Origin of the sequence: Shimia sp. R10_1, from assembly GCF_017744095.1 — a bacterium.
Taxonomy (GTDB): domain Bacteria; phylum Pseudomonadota; class Alphaproteobacteria; order Rhodobacterales; family Rhodobacteraceae; genus Shimia.
The window spans coordinates 17,364-38,055 of sequence record NZ_JAGHQX010000015.1 but is presented as its reverse complement, the minus strand read 5'-3'; the positions used below and the strand labels follow the sequence as shown (position 1 = coordinate 38,055).

15 protein-coding genes are annotated in these 20,692 nt (G+C 54.7%); 12 read left to right on the top strand and 3 right to left on the bottom strand.

Annotated elements, in window-relative coordinates:
* Nucleotides 1-31: 31 nt before the first annotated feature.
* From J7413_RS19240 to sulP, 3 genes are all read left to right on the top strand, one after another.
* Nucleotides 32-916 carry an MBL fold metallo-hydrolase gene (locus tag J7413_RS19240; RefSeq protein ID WP_209101261.1) on the top strand — a complete coding sequence of 295 codons (885 nt, stop codon included), beginning with the start codon at nucleotides 32-34 and terminating at the stop codon, nucleotides 914-916.
* 57 nt (nucleotides 917-973) lie between these two features.
* The gene (locus J7413_RS19235) at nucleotides 974-2,653 is read left to right on the top strand and encodes a bifunctional protein tyrosine phosphatase family protein/NAD(P)/FAD-dependent oxidoreductase (RefSeq protein ID WP_209101259.1); all 1,680 of its coding nucleotides are present in this window, start codon (nucleotides 974-976) and stop codon (nucleotides 2,651-2,653) included.
* A gap of 105 nt (nucleotides 2,654-2,758) precedes the next feature.
* A complete protein-coding gene (gene sulP, locus J7413_RS19230; RefSeq protein WP_209101285.1) occupies nucleotides 2,759-4,501 on the top strand; it encodes a sulfate permease in 1,743 nt (580 codons plus the stop codon).
* Between the two features lie 82 nt (nucleotides 4,502-4,583).
* Here the strand turns inward: sulP and J7413_RS19225 are convergent, their stop codons facing one another.
* The 3 genes from J7413_RS19225 to J7413_RS19215 all read right to left on the bottom strand — a co-directional run bounded on the left by J7413_RS19225 (nucleotide 4,584) and on the right by J7413_RS19215 (nucleotide 9,467).
* Entirely contained in the window at nucleotides 4,584-6,332 is a 1,749-nt protein-coding gene (locus J7413_RS19225; RefSeq protein ID WP_209101251.1) for an alkaline phosphatase D family protein, read from the bottom strand.
* Nucleotides 6,333-6,651: 319 nt separating this feature from the next.
* On the bottom strand, nucleotides 6,652-8,481 hold the full coding sequence (locus J7413_RS19220) for a BCCT family transporter (RefSeq protein WP_209101282.1): 1,830 nt from the start codon (nucleotides 8,479-8,481) through the stop codon (nucleotides 6,652-6,654).
* Between the two features lie 41 nt (nucleotides 8,482-8,522).
* The gene (locus tag J7413_RS19215; RefSeq protein WP_209101249.1) at nucleotides 8,523-9,467 is read right to left on the bottom strand and encodes a PDR/VanB family oxidoreductase; all 945 of its coding nucleotides are present in this window, start codon (nucleotides 9,465-9,467) and stop codon (nucleotides 8,523-8,525) included.
* Nucleotides 9,468-9,698: 231 nt separating this feature from the next.
* Between J7413_RS19215 and J7413_RS19210 the strand changes: the two genes are divergently transcribed.
* The 9 genes from J7413_RS19210 (at nucleotide 9,699) to J7413_RS19170 (ending at nucleotide 20,655) form a co-directional block, all read left to right on the top strand.
* Nucleotides 9,699-10,598: a LysR substrate-binding domain-containing protein gene (locus J7413_RS19210; protein WP_209101247.1), complete on the top strand. Its 900-nt coding sequence runs from the start codon at nucleotides 9,699-9,701 to the stop codon at nucleotides 10,596-10,598.
* Between the two features lie 99 nt (nucleotides 10,599-10,697).
* The gene (locus J7413_RS19205; protein WP_209101244.1) at nucleotides 10,698-11,855 is read left to right on the top strand and encodes an aromatic ring-hydroxylating dioxygenase subunit alpha; all 1,158 of its coding nucleotides are present in this window, start codon (nucleotides 10,698-10,700) and stop codon (nucleotides 11,853-11,855) included.
* Nucleotides 11,852-13,303 (top strand): aldehyde dehydrogenase family protein, encoded by a 1,452-nt coding sequence (locus tag J7413_RS19200; protein ID WP_209101242.1) that lies wholly within the window; start codon nucleotides 11,852-11,854, stop codon nucleotides 13,301-13,303. Before J7413_RS19205 ends, J7413_RS19200 begins: the two co-directional genes overlap by 4 nt.
* 4 nt (nucleotides 13,304-13,307) lie before the next feature.
* Nucleotides 13,308-13,547, top strand: a complete 240-nt coding sequence (locus J7413_RS19195; RefSeq protein ID WP_209101239.1) for a hypothetical protein — start codon at nucleotides 13,308-13,310, stop codon at nucleotides 13,545-13,547.
* 44 nt (nucleotides 13,548-13,591) lie between these two features.
* Nucleotides 13,592-14,623 (top strand): helix-turn-helix domain-containing protein, encoded by a 1,032-nt coding sequence (locus J7413_RS19190; RefSeq protein ID WP_209101236.1) that lies wholly within the window; start codon nucleotides 13,592-13,594, stop codon nucleotides 14,621-14,623.
* A 248-nt stretch (nucleotides 14,624-14,871) separates the two neighbouring features.
* Nucleotides 14,872-17,292, top strand: coding sequence for an FAD-dependent oxidoreductase (locus J7413_RS19185; protein ID WP_209101234.1), 2,421 nt, complete (start codon nucleotides 14,872-14,874; stop codon nucleotides 17,290-17,292).
* Between the two features lie 35 nt (nucleotides 17,293-17,327).
* A complete protein-coding gene (locus J7413_RS19180) occupies nucleotides 17,328-18,437 on the top strand; it encodes a mandelate racemase/muconate lactonizing enzyme family protein (protein WP_209101222.1) in 1,110 nt (369 codons plus the stop codon).
* Between the two features lies 1 nt (nucleotide 18,438).
* The gene (locus tag J7413_RS19175; RefSeq protein WP_247743639.1) at nucleotides 18,439-19,527 is read left to right on the top strand and encodes an alcohol dehydrogenase family protein; all 1,089 of its coding nucleotides are present in this window, start codon (nucleotides 18,439-18,441) and stop codon (nucleotides 19,525-19,527) included.
* Nucleotides 19,528-19,530: 3 nt separating this feature from the next.
* Complete coding sequence (locus tag J7413_RS19170) at nucleotides 19,531-20,655, top strand: mandelate racemase/muconate lactonizing enzyme family protein (RefSeq protein WP_209101220.1); 1,125 nt, start codon at nucleotides 19,531-19,533, stop codon at nucleotides 20,653-20,655.
* Nucleotides 20,656-20,692 lie beyond the last annotated feature (37 nt).

Here is a 20,692-nt window from a genome sequence, read left to right as displayed (position 1 = left end):
GCGCAGGCAGCGTCCTGAGGAGGAGAAAACTATGACTGATTATCCCGTCAACATCACTGTGAAACCTGAGGTTCAGGCGTTCTTTGACGAAGCGACCAACACCATCAGCTACATTGTCAAAGACCCGTCTTCAAAGAGCTGTGCGATCGTGGATTCGGTGATGGACATCGACTATGCCGCCGGGCGTATCACCTTTGATCACGCAGATGAGCTGATCCGCCAGATCGAGACACAGGGCCTTAAACTGGAGTGGATCATTGAGACCCACGTGCATGCCGACCACCTGAGCGCGGCGCCTTATCTGCAAGAGCGGTTGGGCGGGAAGATCGGGGTCGGCTCCAAGATCACCGTGGTGCAGAATGTGTTTGGCAAGGTGTTCAACGAGGGCACCGAATTTCAGCGCGACGGGTCGCAGTTTGATGCGCTGTTTGAGGATGGCGACATCTATATGGTCGGAAATATGCAGTGCTTTGCGATGTATACACCGGGGCACACACCTGCCTGCATGGTGCATGTGATGGGCGATGCGGCCTTTGTCGGGGATACGCTTTTTATGCCTGATGGCGGCTCTGCCCGCTGTGACTTTCCCGGCGGCTCGGCAGAAGAGCTTTATGAGAGCATTATGAAAGTGCTGGCGCTGCCGGACCAGACGCGGCTGTTTATGTGCCACGATTATGGCCCCGGCGGCCGTGCCATCGCCTGGGAAACCTCGGTGGCGGAGCAGAAAGCGGCCAATATTCACGTTGGCCAAGGCAAAACCAAGGAAGAGTTTGTCAGGTTCCGCACAGAGCGGGATGCGCAGCTCTCGATGCCAAAACTCATCATTCCATCGCTGCAGGTGAACATGCGCGCGGGCGAAGTGCCGACTGATAAAGACGGCAACCCGATGCTCAAGGTGCCGGTCAACGGCCTGTAAGCGGCGCTGCGCGCAGAGGCGTGCGATCCGCCAAAACCGCCCGGAGGAGGAGTTCACATGAACATCAAACGACTAACCGATCAGGTTTCGGTCAGCCCGCAGATTGTGGCCGACGATATTGCCGAGATTGCCGCGCAGGGCTTTCGCACCATTCTGTGCAATCGGCCCGATGGCGAGGGAGGCGATCAGCCCTCCTTTGAAGAGATAGAAGCCGCAGCCAAGGCCGCAGGGATTGAGGCGCGCTATGTGCCGGTGCAATCGGGCATGGTACGCGATGAGGATGTGGCCGCATTTGGCGCGGTTTTGGAAGAGGTCCAGCGCCCGGTTCTAGCCTATTGTCGGACCGGCACACGCTCGGCGACACTGTGGTCTTTCCATCAATCCAATTCGCGCCCGATGGCGGAGATTCTCGCGGCCACCAAAGCGGCAGGCTATGACATGAACGGCGTGGCGCGGCGTATTTCCAATGGAGGCAAAACCCCCACGGATACCGGAGACGCGCATTTTGAGGTGGTGATTGTTGGTGCAGGTGCCGGGGGCATCGCGGTTGCCGCCAGCCTGAAGGCACGGCAATCGGGCCTCAATATCGCGGTGATTGATCCTGCTGACATCCATTACTATCAGCCCGGCTGGACCATGGTGGGAGGTGGTGTGTTTGAGGCGCAAACCACCGCCAAGACCATGGGATCTCTCATCCCCAAAGGCGTGCATTGGATCAAATCCGCGGTGGCGGCATTTGAGCCGGAAAACAATGCGGTCATTCTAGATGGCTGCCGGGTGGTGAAATATGATCGGCTGGTGGTCTGTCCGGGCCTCAAACTGGATTGGGCAGCGGTCGAAGGCCTTGAAGAGACGCTGGGCCGCAATGGTGTGACCTCAAACTACCGCTATGATCTGGCGCCTTATACTTGGCAGTTGGTGCAGGAGTTGCAGGAGGGGTGTGCGCTATTCACCCAGCCGCCGATGCCGATCAAATGCGCGGGGGCACCGCAGAAGGCGATGTATCTTGCCGGAGATGCTTGGCACCGCAATGGGCGGCTGAAGCACATCGACATCCAATTCATGAACGCCGGCGGGGTGCTTTTCGGGGTGAAAGATTATGTCCCTGCGCTCTCGCAATATGTGGAGAAATACGACGCGACACTGAACTTCTTCCACAACCTCGTTGCGGTGGATGGGGCTGCTAAGACGGCCACGTTCAAAGTGGCCCAGCCAGACACCGATCCCGCGGAGGTCACGGTGGACTTTAACATGATGCATGTCTGCCCGCCGCAGGTGGCGCCAGATTTCATTCGGGTGTCGCCTTTGGCGGATGCTGCGGGCTGGGTCGATGTGGACCAGGCCACCTTGCGCCACAGGAGCTATGACAACATCTGGTCCCTTGGCGATGTGATGAACGCGCCAAACGCCAAGACCGCTGCGGCCGCGCGCAAACAGGCCCCAACTGTGGCCGACAATATCGTGGCGGATATTGCGGGGCGCTCGCCAACTTCGGCCTATGACGGATATGGTTCCTGCCCGCTGACGGTAGAGCGTGGCAAGATTGTGCTAGCAGAATTTGGCTATGGCGGCGTGCTCAAGCCCAGTTTCCCTACCTTCCTGCTGGATGGCACCAAACCCAGCCGGGCGGCGTGGTTTTTGAAGGAGACCATGCTGCCACCGATTTACTGGAAGGCCATGCTCAAGGGGAAGGAGTGGCTGGCAAAACCGGAGAAGATCAAAGTCGCTCCGAACTAAGGCGCATCCCGCCAGCGGCGCGCCTGCCTGTTCCTATTCGCGATGGACGGGCGTAGGCCTATGCGATGGGCAGAGGCCCGTGAAACTCAGATGACGGAAAACACAATGTCCCACCCCCTGCGGCGGCTTGTTCCCATTCTTGATTGGGGGCGCCGCTATGACCGGAACGCACTGTCAAATGACTTGATCGCTGCGGTGATCGTGACGATCATGCTGATCCCGCAGTCGCTGGCCTATGCGCTGTTGGCGGGGTTGCCGCCGGAGGCGGGCATTTATGCCTCGATCGCGCCGATCATCCTGTATGCGGTCTTTGGGACCAGCCGAGCCTTGGCGGTGGGGCCGGTGGCGGTGGTGTCGTTGCTGACCGCGGCAACCATAGGGCAGGTGGCAGAGCAGGGGACCGCTGGGTACGCGGTTGCAGCGCTCACGCTGGCGTTTCTTTCCGGCGTGTTTCTGGTGCTCTTGGGTGTCTTGCGGCTCGGGTTTCTGGCGAATTTCCTGAGCCATCCGGTGATTGCCGGTTTTATCACGGCCTCAGGCATCCTGATTGCCACCAGTCAGCTCAAACATATTCTGGGCGTCGGCGCCCATGGCCATACGCTGCCGGAGATACTGTTGTCGATTGCCCAGCATCTGAATGAGATCAACTGGATCACAGTGGTGATTGGCGTTCTGGCCGCGTGTTTTCTGTTTTGGGTGCGCGGCAACCTGAAGCCGCTTCTGAAAAAGCTTGGAACGGGGCCGCTTCTGACTGATCTTCTGGCTAAGGGGGGGCCGGTTTTTGCGGTGGTGGCGACCACGCTTGCGGTCTGGGGGCTGAATTTGGGGGAAAAGGGCGTGCGCATTGTTGGTGATGTGCCACAGAGCCTGCCGCCGCTGACCCTGCCGGGGCTGAGCAGTGATCTTATCGGCGCGCTTTTGCTGCCTGCTATCCTGATTTCGATCATTGGATTTGTGGAAAGTGTTTCGGTGGCGCAGACCCTTGCGGCCAAGAAACGCCAGCGCATTGATCCGGATCAGGAGTTGATTGGACTGGGGGCGGCCAATCTGGGGGCGGCGTTCACCGGGGGCTTTCCCGTCACCGGGGGCTTTTCCCGCTCGGTGGTCAATTTTGATGCCGGCGCACAAACCCCTGCAGCGGGGATCTTTACGGCAGTGGGGCTGGCGGTGGCGGCGGTTGCGCTGACCCCACTTGTGTATTTCCTGCCAAAAGCAACGCTGGCGGCGACAATCATTGTGGCAGTGCTGTCGCTGGTGGAGTTTTCGATCCTGCGAAAGACCTGGGCATACTCCCGCGCGGATTTCATCGCCGTGGCGGCCACGATCCTGCTGACGCTTGGGCTGGGTGTGGAGGTTGGCGTGGCCAGTGGTGTGGCCATTTCTGTGCTGCTGCATCTTTATAAGACCTCCAGACCCCATGTGGCGGAGGTGGGGCTGGTGCCGGGCACGCAGCACTTTCGCAATATCCACCGTCATGAGGTGGAGACCGTGCCCGCGCTGGTGACGCTGCGGGTGGATGAGAGCCTCTACTTCGTCAATGCGCGGTTCCTTGAGGATTTGATCCAAAGCCGTGTCACCGCCGGCTGTGAGGTGCGCGATGTGGTGTTGATGTTCTCAGCGGTGAATGAAGTGGATTATTCCGCCTTGGAAAGTCTGGAGGCCATTAACAACCGTCTGAAAGACATGGGAGTGGGCTTGCATCTTTCAGAGGTGAAAGGCCCGGTGATGGACCGGCTGCGGCGCTCGCATCTGATTGAGGCGCTCAACGGCGAGATTTTCCTGTCTCAATATGACGCCTGGCAGAAATTTGGAGCACCTATTGAAGTCTCAAGAAGTCGCCAAGCATAGTCTTTTTGTGAGACACTTGAACATGTCACGCGACACACTTCCCCACAAAGGATCTTACCCCCAAGTCAAAATGGCCAAAGCGCTAAGCCCAACCTCGAAATAACGAATACTGCTTAACGTTCAAACCCTTAGGCCGCATAAACTTAAGGCTTTCAGCATCATGGCAGATTGTAAAACGAGCTGCCTCAAAGGCGCCGTAGGATCTCGCACGCACAGTATCTATTGCAACGCAGCGGGTAATAGCCTCATGTGGGGTCAAGGTTAAATCCACATATCCATTATGCAACGGATTGTAGTAGCGCACGTCATCATTCTCGCGCGTCATCAGCAGCGCATAGCTTTCCGTCGCCGACCCCAAGAAACCTTTCAACGTTCCCGAGGTCACAGAGGTGGTACCAATCTCGACTCCCATCTTCGCTCCAGCATCATCGGTCAGGTCATTCAACCAGTATTCATGAGCGTCACCCGTCACGACGAGCATATCGCGCACACCTACGTCGGCAAGTTGGTCGTAGAGCCGTTTGCGGGCTGCTGGGTAGCCGTCCCAACGATCGGTATCGAAAGGAAGCCTAAATCCAGACAATTTGACAAAATCATCGATCCCCGCCCAAAGCGGACGTATCCGATCAATGGCTTCTTGTGTCACATGAGGATTCAAATCAGGTGTCTGCACCCGCCCCATCACCACTTGATTGGCCAACAGACGCCAAGGCTTGCCGGCAGACTTTGACGCCCCAAAGGTCTGCGCGACAAAATCTCGCTGGGCTTGCCCCAACATATCGCGTGCCGGGTCATTTAGCACCTTGTTGAACTTTTCAGCGCCATTTTCGCTATAGAGCATCTCGTAGTAGTCATCGATGATGATGGGCGCCTGGCGCCCGCCTAAGCGGGATTCGAGCGCAACAATAGTTGCAAGATCGCCCCATTCAAATGCCCGGAACTGATCAGTACGGGATTGACCCGTCACGGGTTCTCTCACTGGCAGCCATTCGAAATAGGCCTGCAAGGCAGCATCACGCCGAGCGAGCCACGCGCCTTCTTCAGGCTGATGGTTGTCAGCGCCAGCTACAAAACTGTCATTGGCGGTCTCATGATCGTCCCAGATGGCGATCAAGGGCATCGCCGATGTGACGCGTTGCAATGAAGGATCGCTGCGATATTGCGCCATCCGCGTGCGGTAATCGTCCAGTGTAATGATTTCATGCGCTGGATCGTGAAGTCGTATTGCGCCATCCTTTGGTTTGCCGGATTTCTCGCTTTGACCATATTCATAAATATAGTCACCCAGGTGAATCATCGCATCAAAGTGACCAGACCTTGCGATATGGTCGTACGCGTTAAAATAACCAAACTGCCAGTTGGAGCAGGACACAACCGCGAAGCGTGCCTGATCAACCCTACCTGCAGGTAGGGTGCGCGTTATACCCTGCTTTGAAACATATGTGCCAAATTGGAATTGATAGACGTATTTTCGGCCTGGTACGAGGCCCGCAACATCTACTTTGACTGTCCAATCTCGCGTCGCGTTGGTCGCAAACACGCCCTTCCAAACAGCAGATGTATCTGCTGCATCCCAGATTTCCCATTCAACCTCTGCGGTTTCATCAGGTACGCTCTCAGGGTCTAGGCGGGTCCAAATCACCACCCTGTCCTGCAAAGGATCGCCACTGGCGACTCCATGCGCGAAGGGCGCGTCTGCAACCACTTCACTTGCTTTGAATGTCTGAGTGGACGGTGCACTGAAAGCCCAAAGGCCCCCACCAACAGCCAATGCGCTGGTTCCAAGCAATGCAACAATCGCCTGTCGTCTGGTAAAACGAGTATCGCCCATAACTTGCCTCAGATCTTCTTATGCTTGTGTTCCTTCACTGTTTTCGAACAAGGATCGCGCGATGTTCCAGCACAGTGCCTCCCAATCAGGAGCAGATGCTATCAATTCCAACACGCGAAACAATCGTAATCGTTTTGATTGCCGCAACGTACACGGCCTGAATTTGGCCAGGCCGATCGATAGGCAGCATATCATCGTGTTTCACAATGCTCGCAAAGCTCCTTTGCTTCGCATCGTCAGCGCGCCCAAAAAATGTAAAGCGCCGCCCCAATTGGTGAGCGGCGCCATTTCCTATAAGCTTGAATTTGACCGTTCAGAGCTATTCTCCCGCCAGAGCACCCTCAGCCTCATGACGCTTGTTTCGCATTCCGTCACGATAAAGCGCTTTGACCAAAGACACGCACATCAAGCCCATAATCATCGTGAAGGGCAAAGCCCCGATGATCATTGCATTGCGCATTGCATCAAGCGGTTTGTTTTCCCCTGCTGCAAAAATCAAAGTACCGATTACGGCAGTCAGGATCAGCCCCCAGACAATTTTGTGCTTATTGCCGACCTCCTGGTCACCACCAGACATAATCGTGTTCATCACAAGAATCCCCGAGTCTGCCGAAGTCACAAGAAAGGTCAAAACCAAAACAACACACATCACCGTAACGCCCGTCAAAAGAGGGCCATTTATCATCTCGCCCAAAGTGACGAACAATTTCGCGGTGTTTGACGCACCAAGAATTGCCCCATTCGCACCACCTGTCAGTTCGAGATCAACAGCCGTCCCACCAAGGATAGCCATCCAAGCAAAACAGACCAACGATGGCGCAAGCACACAACCCAGAATGAACTCACGGATGGTTCTTCCCTTGGAAATACGCGCCAAGAAAAGACCAACAAATGGTGAAAAGGCGATCCACCACGCCCAGTAAAAGGTGGTCCAGCCGGCCTGCCAACCAAACTGTCGCTGCTGCTCTCCTGCAGCATATACTGCAGTCAATGTTGCTTCAGATAGTGCGGCGGCATCCGCTTCCAGACCAGATACAAAACCGTCAAAAGACCCCCAGGCATTTGTCGCTCCAGGGCGTAGAGCCTCAGCATATGGCACCGCGTCTGCAGGCAGCGCTGCAGTAAACTCTGCGACAGACTGAGGACTGTAGGCTCCAAAGCTGAGGTTCCAGAAGTTCATTACGTAGTCTACGAGCGACGCGATGTAAGTGTTCATCGCGAAAGCGAACGACCCAAAAATCACAAAAACCAAAAGCAGAATAAGGGACAAAACCAGATTTAGGTTGGACAGGTACTTCACGCCACGCCCAACGCCAGAAACGGCTGACAGGATGGACAACCCCATGATAACGCAAAGCCCCGCCAAAAGACCGACTGTGCTGGGCGTCGGTACATCAGCGTTCAAATTCATAATCCACTGGACACCCGTGATGGCATACAAACCATCAACAAACTGGCTGACCCCAAATCCGATGGTGACCGAAACGCCCAAGATCGTCGCGACGACCGCCAATACATCGATTACATGGCCGACGAACCCATTCAAGAGACGGCCAAAGAGCGGTGTGAGTGCGGAGCGTATCGTCAGTGGCATGCCGCGAGTATAGGCATAATAAGCAAGCGAAAGCCCTGTCACCACATAGGCTGCCCAGGCATGAAAACCGTAGTGCAAATAAGTGTAACGGAAGGCAGACCTTACTGCCTCTTCTGAGTTGGCTTCCACCGCACCTGAAAGCACAACGGGGTTGGATCCCCAAAGGCTCAAAGGTTCCGCAGTCGCAAAGACCATCAAACCAACCCCAAGCCCAGCGCCAAACATCATGGAGAACCATGAAAAGTTAGAGAACTCAGGTGCTGCGCCATCGCCCCCCAACCTCAACTTGCCGACACTCGGCCAAATCGCCAAAACTGCAAGAAACACCACAAAGGCACCAACAATGATCACATAAAAACTGTTGAAGGTTTCCAGTAGTTGCCAGTTGAGGCTCCCAAGAACGCCGCTCGCATTGGCTGGCCATATGAGCGCCCAGAGGACCAACCCGATCATAATCGATTTGCTAAGCACTGCGATTTCGATGGAGTGCCCTTCATAAAAGCCCTTTGAAGATCGATTGATCTCTAGGTCTGTAAATGGCGGTTTTATTGACATGATATTCCCTGTCTTTTTTGTTTTTCTTGTAAATTTAGCCGTCACAAATCGAGCACGAGCCGTTTGCTTTTGGCCCGCGATACGCATGTGCACATGTAGCTGTTTGTCGCCTGCTCTTCTGGGGTCAGAATGCCGTCGCGATGATCAACATCTCCGTCAAGGACATCGACCATGCAGGAACCGCACAGCCCTTCTGAACAGCCAAAGTCCACATGCACTCCGTTTGCTTGCAAGACTTCAAGGATGGTTTGCTCCGCTGAGACAGCGTACACGTCACCACTAGAACTTATTTCAATCTCGAAGCTTTCATTTTCACCATGATCGGCGTCTGTGATCGCGGCAAACCGTTCAAAATGAATTGTTCCACCGCGCAGCGCTGAACCTGCGTCAAGGACAGCATTTAGCATCGGCTCGGGTCCACAGGTGTAGATATCACTGTCGACTGGCAAGCTGCGCATCAAGGCAGGTAAATCAAAAACACCATCCGTGTCATCACAATGCAGTCGATACCATTCCTGCAAACCCAATGCCTTGAATTTACTGTCCATCGCAGCCAGGTCTTTTGTGCGCACCAAGTATACAACCTGAAAATCACGACCGGCATTCAGTAACTCGCGTGCCATAGCAACCAAAGGCGTTGCACCGATGCCGCCGGCGATCAGCGTGACATAACGATCAGCTGCTTGTAGCTTGAAATGATTGCGTGGTCCGCCAATTTGGACCTGCACACCTTCTTCCAAGGCGTGCATAGCTAAAGAACCGCCGCGGCCGTCATCTTCTCGCTTCACAGCAACGTTGAGCTGCCGCCCATCCAGACTCCAGCTCCAAATGGAATACTGACGGACCAGATCCTCGCCCAAGTGTATATCAACATGGGCACCAGCCTCTAGGCCTTGGAAACGCCCCTCGGCAATTTCGAAAGCAAAATCTGTGGTATCCGGGCTAAGTGCAGACTTCTTTATCAATCGCGCGTTGACCGTTTGCATAACGTTTCCTCTCTCGCTTTCATGGCAGAAAGCTGCTTCAGCACGCGCGAACTCACCCCTCAGAAAGGGCAAGCAAATACAGGGTACAATCCTGAGTAACCTGAATTGCGCGCGTGCATCCAAATGACTTACGAGGAAAAAATGTATTTGAAGGACTCGTTCAATTCGGAAAATACTCATACAAAGATGAACTGAACTCACCCATAGCCATTCCTACAGCCCGGATTCGCCATGTCTCGACGCCATTACGACCTCCCGCCATTCACGACCTTGGCCGCATTCGAAGCAGCCGCGCGCCACATGAGCTTCAAAAATGCGGCGCAAGAACTCTCCGTCACACCTGGTGCGGTGAGCCACCAAATAAAGGCTCTTGAGGAAGAACTCGGGCGCGCGTTATTTCTGCGCCAGCATCGAGGCGTTCAACTGACAGAAGACGGCAAAGCACTGTTTGAAACTCTAGGGGCCTCATTCCAAACTATTTCACAGCAACTTTCACGCATACGTCACCGAGGCACGAATGAAGCAGTCACTGTTGGGTCGACGACCGCGGTTGCTGCGCTCTGGCTGTCCCCGACAGTGATTGACTTCTGGCGTGAACACCCGGCAATCAATGTTCATCAAGTTACTCAAGATCGCCCATTCGAACACGTGAGAGACTTTGACTTTTTCATTTGTTACGGGCCCGCAGCAAATCCGACCGTGCACCAAACGCCTGTGTACCGTGATGAATTGGTTCCCGTTGCTTCCCCAGTTCTGGCCGCGCAAATGCAGGGCATAGACTTGGACGCATTGGCAAAACAAAGACTGATTCACCTGGATGCCGCCAGCCCCACTTGGACGCGTTGGTCAGAATGGTTCGCTGGGCTAGGCTACGAAGGTGAAATTGCGCAGGGTGCGCGCGTAAACAGCTATTCAATAGCGCTACAAATCGCCCAAAAGGGAGCCGGCATAGCCTTGGGATGGCGACGGCTAGTTACACCAATGCTTCAGAGCGGCAAGCTGGTTGGAATTGAACCTCACACCCTGCCCGCCCCCCATCGATTTTATCTCTGCGGGCAGAATGACGAAAAACTTACACCCAACGCACTGGCACTCAAAAACTGGATACTGAAGAACATCGCGGACCAGTGAGTTTAGATCAAATCAACCTTGAATGAACTTTTCCGATATTGAGCAAAATGTCTGATCACTTCCATTAGACGCCAAGCACGTATCGCCAAGGAGAGTTCGATGAACCAGCACGCCCCCCTCGCTTCGGTCCTCAGAGATGTGAACACAGCAAACGGTCTGCCTAACGCGCACTACATCGACCCAGAGGTCTTCAAGGAAGAGAGAGACTCTGTTCTCTTTGCCAACTGGTCCGGCATTGGTTTTGGAAAAGATGTTCCAACCGCCGGCGACGCCAAGCCCGTCGATTTTCTCGGAATGCCTCTCCTGATGGTGCGTGATCGCAACGGTGAAATCGGCGTCTTCCAGAACACATGCCGCCATCGCGGTATGATCTTGGTCGACAAACCTCAAAAAATCCGCGGCGCGATCCGCTGCCCCTATCACAGCTGGTGTTACGGCCTGAATGGCGAACTTCGCACCGCACCGCATGTCGGTGGGCCGGGCCAAAACACTCACGAAGATTTGGATTTTTCCAAACTCGGTTTGGTGCGCATTCGCTCTTACATATGGCGTGACGTGGTCTTTGTGAACATTGATGGCAACGCTCCGGAGTTTGAAGAGGTACACGCAGACCTAATGGAGCGCTGGAAAGATTTCGACCAGCCCATGTACCACGGCGGAGAAAGCGCATCGGTATATCTTGAGCTGGATTCGAACTGGAAACTGGCGGTGGAAAACTATTGCGAAAGCTATCACCTACCCTGGGTACATCCCGGCCTGAATAGCTATTCCCGTCTGGAAGATCACTATAACATCAACGAGTTGGGCAAATACTCAGGCCAAGGCACCTATGTATACCGCCAGTTCGAAGGTGAAAACGGCGAAAAGCTCAAGGACTTTGATAACCTTGACCCCAAGTGGAACGAAGGCGCAGAGTATATCGTGGTCTATCCGAACACTCTGCTGGGTGTGCAGCGCGACCATGGATTTGCCTTTCTGATTGACCCGATCAGCCACGACAAATCCCATGAGCGCATCGAGCTCTATTACGCACAAAAACCCGAAGACAGCCCCGAACACGAACCTCTGCGCGAGCAAAACGCAGCTCTGTGGAAAACCGTATTCCAAGAAGACGTCTTTGTTGTGGAAGGTATGCAAAAAGGCCGCCACGGTGTGAAATTTGATGGCGGACGCTTCTCCCCTGCCATGGATGGCCCGACCCATTGTTTCCACCATTGGGTCGCGTCTCAGATTGAGAAAGGCCGCACTGCAGCATGAGCGATTTTGTGAAAGACGGGCTGGCTAGGAACTTCCTGGCCGGCGAATGGGTTGAAGGGGACGCGGGGAACCGTATCGCGGTAGAAGATCCTGGAAACCAAGAGCACGTCGCAGATTGCGCTCAAGCAGGCGAGAAGTCTCTAGCTGCCGCGCTTGAAAGCGCGCGTACCTCGTTCGAACGCGGTGATCTGGCAGACATGCAGCCCTCTGAACGCGGTCGCCTCATGATCCGCATCGCACAAGAAATTCGCAACATCGCAGATGAAGGGGCGGTCCTACTGTGTCGTGAAAGTGGCAAAACCCTGGAGGCCGCCCGCGATGAATTCATAGAGGCCGCTCAGTATTTCGAGTACTACGGCGGCGTTGCCGACAAAATCGAAGGGAAATCCATACCACTTGGTCCGGACTACGCGGACTATACCGTGTTTGAACCCTTTGGCGTATCGGCACAGATCGTTCCGTGGAACTTCCCGGTGTCCATCGCTGGCAGGTCTTTGGCCCCTTCTATGGCAGCAGGCAACTCTACAATCATCAAATCGCCAGAACTCGATCCAATCGGTTTGGCGATGCTGGGCCTCGCGCTAGAACGCGCCGACGTGCCCACCGGCACGGTGTCGATCTTGAACGGCATAGGCTCCGATCTTGGCGCGCGCCTTGTGACAAGCCCAGAAGTGGATCAAATCGTCTTTACTGGATCGGTGCCAACCGGCCAGAACATCCTTAAATCTGCGGCTGACAACGTAGTGCCTGCACTAATGGAGTTAGGCGGCAAGTCCGCAGCCGTCGTATTTGACGACGCAGACTTGGATACATTGATTGCTAGCCTTCAAAGCGGCATTTTCTACAATGCGGGTCAGGTTTGCTCGGCCATGGCACGAGTGCTGGTGCATCGGTCCATATATGAAGAAGCCGTCGAACGCGCGGCGGGTCTCGCCAATGGGCTAAGCGTTGGACACGGCCTCAAAAACCCGGACCACACACCGGTGATCTCTGCCCGCCAGTTGGCGCAGGTCGAAGCGATCACGTCAACCGCAAGACAGGATGGCGCACGCGTGGCCGCCGGTGGTGTACGGCTGGAGCGTGATGGCTACTTCATGGCTCCGACCATTCTCGCCGATGTGGACCCGAGCAGCCGTGTTGCTCAAGAAGAGATCTTTGGCCCCGTCGCATGCTTTACCCCGTTTGATACCGAAGCGGAGGCCATCGGGATGGCCAATGGTACAGAGTTTGGCCTGGTTGCCGGGATTTTCACACGCGACCTAGCCCGTGCACATCGTGTCGCACGCAAACTGCGTGCCGGTCAGGTCTTTGTAAACGAATGGTTTGCCGGGGGCATATCAACACCATTCGGGGGTGTCGGAAAATCGGGGTTCGGGCGCGAAAAAGGGCTTGAAGCACTCTATAACTACGTACGCACAAAGAATATCGCCATCTCGTTGAAAGGCTAAGATCTTGGATCTTCAAGAACTCGACAGACAGCTGTTGCAGGCACATACCGACTACAATGTGCCTGCATTGATCAAGCTCTACCACGAAGCTTCCAAAATGTCTGAAGCGCGTCAGGACCATGACGCCGCGTGCTTTTACTTAACGCACGCCTTTGTGTTTGCGCTTGAATACGGCGCGCCAGAAGCTGACGAACTCAACCGAAAGCTCTATGAGCGCGGTCGCGCACATCGCCTGACATTCTGACCCCCGGTTTGCTTCTGCATGGGAGTCTTCCAGGAAGACCAAGGATGACACATTTCACATTTCTTTGTTTGGACGATTTCCCAGTAGCGGCGCTTTCGATGGCAATTGATCCGTTGCGTGCTGCCAATGAAATATCCAGCGAACAACGACTAAGCTGGAACGTCGTTTCTGAAGATGGGCAACCCGTAGTCGCCAGCTCTCAAATGAGCATAAACCCCGACAAGCCCTTGCCAGACATCGGTGCCACCGACGTGGTTATTGTTTTTGCAGGGGCTTCAGCACACTTTAAAGACCGACGCGCCACCGCAGGATCCCTAAGGCGTCTCTTGTCCCATGGTGCCAAGCTTGGCGCGGTCAGCGGCGCCCTGTTTGCCCTTGCGGAGGAACAGTTTTTTGACGGCTATGAGTGTAGTGCTCACTTTTGCTATACTGCAGCGTTACAGGAAAAATATGATCGCCTCATCTTGAATGACACATTGTTCACCGTTGATCGCAATCGTTTAACTTTTGCCGGCACTTCAGCGGTTTTTGAGTTTATGCTCGGGGTCATCGCAGAGGAAATTTCAGAGCCCGTCGCAGTGGAAACCGCGTGTTGGTTCCAATACGCAGGGCTTCGAGATGCCGATGCTCTGCAAATTCTGCCGACATATCAGAAAAACCATACGCGTGACGGTCTACCCGCGTCGATACGCACTGCAATTGAACTGTTTGCCGACAATATTGAGACCAAGATAAAAATCGAAGACGTTTCCCGAAAAGTTGGAATGTCCCTACGCCAATTGGAGCGTAACTTTAAGAAAGAAACTGGGGTTAGCCCTGGAACCTACTACCGCAAATTGCGACTAGATGCAGCGCGGCAAAAGTTGTTGTATACCGACAAAACACTTCAAGAAGTGGCGCTCTCCGTTGGGTATGACAGCACAAGCTCTTTCTCCCTGAACTATCGACGTGAATTTGGGCAATCACCGACCCAGGAGCGCAAAAACCTAAGCCGCGGCAGTCGACAAGCAGCACTTGCGGTACGCACACCAATCGCAAGCAACCTCGTTTTCTTCGACCAGCAGCGAGCAAGTTGAATCTACGCGCGAGTCAAAAAGCGCATTGCGCCTAGATGGCGCGGCAGAGGACTGCGTTCCTCCACGCAACTTTGCCTGCTTCCGACAACATCAAGTAAGTGGCCTGTTGCGAAACGTGTCTGTTTTGAATCTGGCGCCCGTCTCTTTGGTTTAGGCTGCCTCAACTGATCTTGAATTTTGTGGACATTGTCGATGCACCCTCGCATGTGAAAGAACCACAGCGACAGACAAATGCGCGAGATAGTAAAATGCGAACAGAAGCTCAGGCTGTGGTCATCGGCGGTGGTGTTATTGGGTGCTCCATCCTGTATCACTTAACAAAACTTGGCTGGTCAGATGTTGTCCTGCTGGAACGAGACGAATTGACGTCAGGCTCCACCTGGCACGCAGCGGCCAATATTCATGGACTGCATGACAGCACCAATATCAGCCGCATCCAACACTATACGATGAATCTATATAATGCGTTGGAGGAAGAAACCGGGCAAAGCTGCGGCGTTTTTCAGCCCGGTTCACTGTATCTGGCCCAAACCGAAGAACGTGAGCATCAGCTCAAGCTCCAGGCTGCAAAAGCCAAGCTCTATGGCATGAACTTCTACGAAATCAGCATCGAAGAAGCGCAAAAGCTGAACCCACTGGTGAACTACGATGGCATCCGCTGCGTGATGTTTGAACCAGATGGCGGCAATGTTGACCCTTCAGGTGTCACAAACGCCTATGCCGTTGGCGCCCGCCAGCGTGGCGCTCAGATCCACCGCTTCACACCCGTCACAGCGACCGAGCAGCAAGAGGATGGCACCTGGATCGTCAGAACGCCCAAAGGCGACATCAAGACGCCCTGGGTGGTGAATGCCGCAGGTCTTTGGGGCCGCGAAGTGGCGAAATTGGCTGGTATCGAGCTGCCTCTGCAGCCAACAGAACATCAGTACTTTGTGACCGAAACCATGACCGACGTGGAAAGCCACGGCACGCGTTTGCCATCGGTCTCGGATCGCGATGGCGAATACTACCTGCGCCAAGAGGGCAATGGGCTTCTGGTCGGCGCTTATGAAAAAGACATGAAGTTCTGGGCGGAAGAAGGCACACCGCTAGATTTTGCGCATGATCTCTTCCCTGACGATCTTGAGCGGATCGAAGACAACATGATGAACGCAATCGAACGGCTTCCCGCAGTCGGCGAGGCCGGCATCAAACGCGTCATCAATGGTCCGATGATCTGGTCCCCTGACTCAAACGTTCTGATGGGCCCAGTGCCAGAGGTCGAAGGATATTTCTGCTGCAATGGCATCATTCCCGGCTTCTCCCAGTCTGGTGGCATGGGGCTTATGGCGGCTCAATGGATCATCGAAGGTGAAACCGAATACGATATGTTTGCCTGGGACATGGCCCGATTTGACACTTGGGCCACCAAGGAATTCACCAAGGCACGCGTGGCTGACCAATATGGTCATCGGTTTGCGATCCACTTCCCGAACGAAGAGCGCAGCGCCGGTCGCCCAGCGCGCGTGCGCCCAATCTATGAAACGCAAAAAGAGATGGGTGCCGTATTTGGTCTTAACGTTGGCTGGGAGCACCCCCTCTGGTTTGCCGAACAGCCAGGCAGCGTCGACACCAACGGTTTCACCCGTCAAAATTGGTGGGGGCCCGTTGGCGAGGAGTGCAAAATGCTGCGCGACCGTGCTGGCATTATCGACATCTCTAACTTTGCCAAATACGTGTGCAAAGGCCCAGGAGCCGCCGACTATCTGAACGCTGTCTTTGCCAACAACATGCCGAAATCCGTGGGCCGCTCCTGCCTCACACCGCTGATCTCCAAACGCGGCGGTATTGCGGGCGACTTTACTGTAACGCGCGTCGCAGAGGATGAGTTTTGGATCATAGGTTCCGGCATGGCGGAACGCTATCATAAGCGCTTTTTCAAGCAGGTCGCGCTTCCAGAAGGCACAAGTTTCGAAAGCCATACCGAAGCGATGTGCGGCTTCAACGTGGCTGGTCCGAAGTCACGCGATATGCTGCAAAGCATGACAAACACCTCGCTTTCAAACGAGGATTTCCCCTTCATGCGCTCAGCGAAAATCGAGTTGGCTGGCGTCGAACTTCTCGCATTGCGCGTATCATTCACCGGCGACTTAGGCTGGGAACTGCATTGCAAAACAGAAGATCAGGCACGCCTCTACGACGCACTTTTGAAAGCAGGAGAAGCCTTTGGCGCGGGTCCCGTAGGCAGCCGCGCACTTATGTCCATGCGTGTTGAGAAAGGCTACGGCTCCTGGAGCCGCGAATACAGCCCTGAATATTGGCCGCATGAAGTGGGGCTGGACCGTCTTTGCAAATTTGACAAAGATTTCCTCAACAAAGAGGCCGCACAGAAGGTTCTGGAAACCCCTGCCCGTGAGCACCTTGTGCTGCTACATCTCGACGAGGCAGATGTCACCGCATCAAACGCAGACGCAACTGGTGGTGAGCCTATCTTCAAGGATGGCGAAGGTATCGGCAGAGTGACATCTGGCACCTACGGCTACACGGTCGGCATGTCTCTGGCGCTTGGCTATGTGAAAAATGCCAAACCCGGCGACCGCGTGGACGTCATGGTTCTAGGGCAACCACACAAGGCGACCATCCTTCATGAACCCCCCTTCGATCCTAAAGGTGAAGTGCTTCGAGGGTAAGATGGCTAAAGTCTTGAAACAGGGAGTCTGCTGACATGAGGATCAAGGAAGCACACATCTACGCCCATAGCCTTCCCGTTAAGAATGGCCCCTACACGATGGCAAGTGGGGCGGTTTGGTCATTGGACACGACTCTCGTAAAGCTCGTGTCTGAGAGTGGGCATGTCGGTTGGGGAGAGACTTGCCCAATCGGCCCAACCTACGCTGAAGCACATACAGACGGAGCGCGCGCCGCGCTCCGTCTGCTAGCAAGTGATTTAATCGGCACCGATGCGACCCCTGGGAAGTTGCGCCGTCATCTAGACGCCAAACTCAATGGGCATAACTATGCAAAGGCGGCAATCGACATTGCCGCCTATGACTTGATGGGCAAATCACTTGGGGTGAGCGTCGCGGACCTGCTGGGTGGGGCAGCGACCGATCGCGTACCGTCCTATTATGCAACCGGTGTCAGTGCCCCCGACGATATTGCGCGGCTGGCAAAAGAAAAGCGTGACGAAGGCTATCCGCGCCTTCAGGTGAAAGTCGGAGGCCGCCCTGTAGAAATCGACATAGAAACCATCGCAAAAGTATGGGAAGTCCTTCAAGGATCTCAAATGCGTCTCGCAGTCGATGGAAACCGTGGCTGGACCACAAGAGACGCACTCCGTGTAAGCAGAGAGCTGCCGCATGTGCCTTTCGTTATGGAGCAGCCTTGCAACTCTGTTCAGGAATTGGAGATGATCCGTCCGCAAGTCAACCACGCGATCTATATGGACGAAAACAGCGTTGATCTGAACACTGTGATTTCGGCTGCTGGCACTGGCTTGGTGGACGGGTTCGGAATGAAAGTGACACGCATTGGTGGCCTAACCCCAATGCGCACCTTCCGTGACATATGCGAAGCACGCAATCTGCCCCATACCTGCGATGACAGCTGGGGCGGAGACATCATAGCAGCGGCCTGTACCCAGATCGGAGCAACTGTGAAACCAGAACTATGCGAAGGCGTATGGCTTGCAGCGCCCTATATCGAAGGCCACTATGACCCAAGGAATGGCGTTAGGATCATAGACGGCCATATCGAACGTCCAACAGGCCCGGGTCTCGGCGTTGTGCCAGACGAAAGCCTTTTTGGTGAACCTATCGCATCCTTCGGAGGCTGAGATGATCCCGAAAAAAATGAAGGCAGTCCTGTTGACGGGACACGGAGGCATCGAGAAGCTTGACTATCGCGACGATGTTGCCGTGCCAGTTCCGGCTGCTGGAGAAGTGCTAATTGAAGTAAAAGCGGCAGGTGTAAACAACACCGATATCAACACACGAATCGGATGGTATTCCAAAGCTGTCACTGAAGATACAAATGCTGGAGGGGCCGAGGGCTACAACCGCATTGACGACAACGATGCCAGTTGGTCAGGCGTACCTCTCTCATTTCCGAGGATTCAAGGTGCGGATGTTTGCGGATACATCGTTGCCGTTGGCAATGGCGTAAATCCGAACCGTATTGGTGAACGCGTGATTGTTCGCAATATGCTGCGCACATACGTGGATTATCGCCCGTACGAGTGTTGGACCATCGGCAGCGAATGTGACGGAGGCTTTGCGCAGTATTGCAAAGCGCCCTCTCGCGAAACGCACGCTGTTGATTGCACGCTGTCCGATGCTGAGCTCGCCGCCATTCCCTGCGCCTACTCCACCGCTGAAGGTATGTTACATCGTGCAAATCTTGGTGCAGAAACTGTTCTAATCACTGGAGCGTCAGGTGGTGTTGGATCCGCAGCAATCCAGCTCGCCAAAAGGCGCGGGGCAAAGGTGATTGCGCTGTGCTCTTCCTCAAAGGCAGATACCGTTCGTGCATTGGGCGCGGACCATGTACTCGACCGAAATGCAGACATCGTCAGTGCACTCGGCATTGGGAGCCTCGACGTAGTGGTAGATTTGGTCGCCGGCCCCAACTGGCCGCAGCTACTAGAGGTACTGCGCCGTGGTGGACGTTATGCGACGGCAGGTGCCATCGCCGGGCCAATATGCGAAATAGATATTCGCACACTCTACCTAAAAGATCTTACGCTCTATGGCTGCACTTTTCAGGACGACATCGTTTTTGAAAATCTGGTCAAATACATAGAAGATAATGAAATTCGGCCACACGTCGCCAAAACTTACCCCTTGTCTGATATTGCGAAGGCTCAAGAAGACTTTCTGGCCAAACGCCACACTGGTCAGCTTGTGCTTCTGCCACCTGAGGTTTGAACATTGAAAATTCAGAAAATCGAACTGTTTGAAGTGCACCTGCCCTACACAGGTGGGAGCTACGAATTGTCAGGCGGACGATTGTACACGGGTTTTGACAGTGTTGTCGTATGCATAACGGCAGATGATGGCACAGAAGGATGGGGAGAAAGCACGCCTTTCGGTGCCACCTACATTGCGTCACATGCACGCGGCGCACGCGCTGGCATTGAAGAAATGGCTCCGCATCTCATCGGGCGTGACCCGCGCGATGTGGAACGTATCAACGATGCTATGGACGAGACTTTGGCAGGCCACAACCACGCCAAAAGTGCTATCGACCTGGCCTGCTGGGATCTGTTTGGAAAGTCGGTCAACTTGCCCGTCTACAAACTGTTGGGCGGAGGTACAGGCGGGCGCCTGCCGGTGATCAGTTCAATCTATGCAGGTACACCAGAGGATATGCGCACGCGCGTGGCAGAGCACCGCAAGATGGGGTACTTGGGGCACTCGATCAAGATTGGCGCACATGATCGCGAAGGCGGGCCGCGACTGGATGCAGAACGCATTGCCGCATCTCTCGCAGATCGCCAAACGGGAGAGTACTTTATTGTCGATGCAAACGGGGGTCTGATCCCGGAAACGGCTCTTCGCATGCTACGTGCACTACCGTCAGACTTGGATTTTGTGTTGGAGGCGCCATGCGCAACATGGCGCGAAACAGTCTCACTGCGCCAACGATGCGACGTGCCAATCATAATAGATGAGTTGGGCCAGCAGGATAGCGACATGGCGACAATCGTAGCGCATGACATCGCCGATGGCATTGGATTGAAAATATCAAAAGCAGGTGGCTTGACGCCAGCAAGACGCCACCGCGACATCTGTCGCGCAGCGGGTCTGACCATCAGCGTTCAAGACACGGTGGGCTCCACTCTTTCAGCGGCATCAATCTTTCATATGGGGGCAACCGTCCCAGACCGTCTGCTCAGATGTATATTGGACCCCCGCGACATGGTCACTGTTCAAACTGGCGCATTTGAAGCCCCAATCAAAGATGGTGGCGTTCTTCCACCTGATACGCCAGGACTTGGTGTGCGTGTTGACCGTCAGATTTTAGGAAGCGCGCTTCACTGCTGGGAAGCATAACGCACATACACTTCCGCCCCCCAAATAATATCTGCGT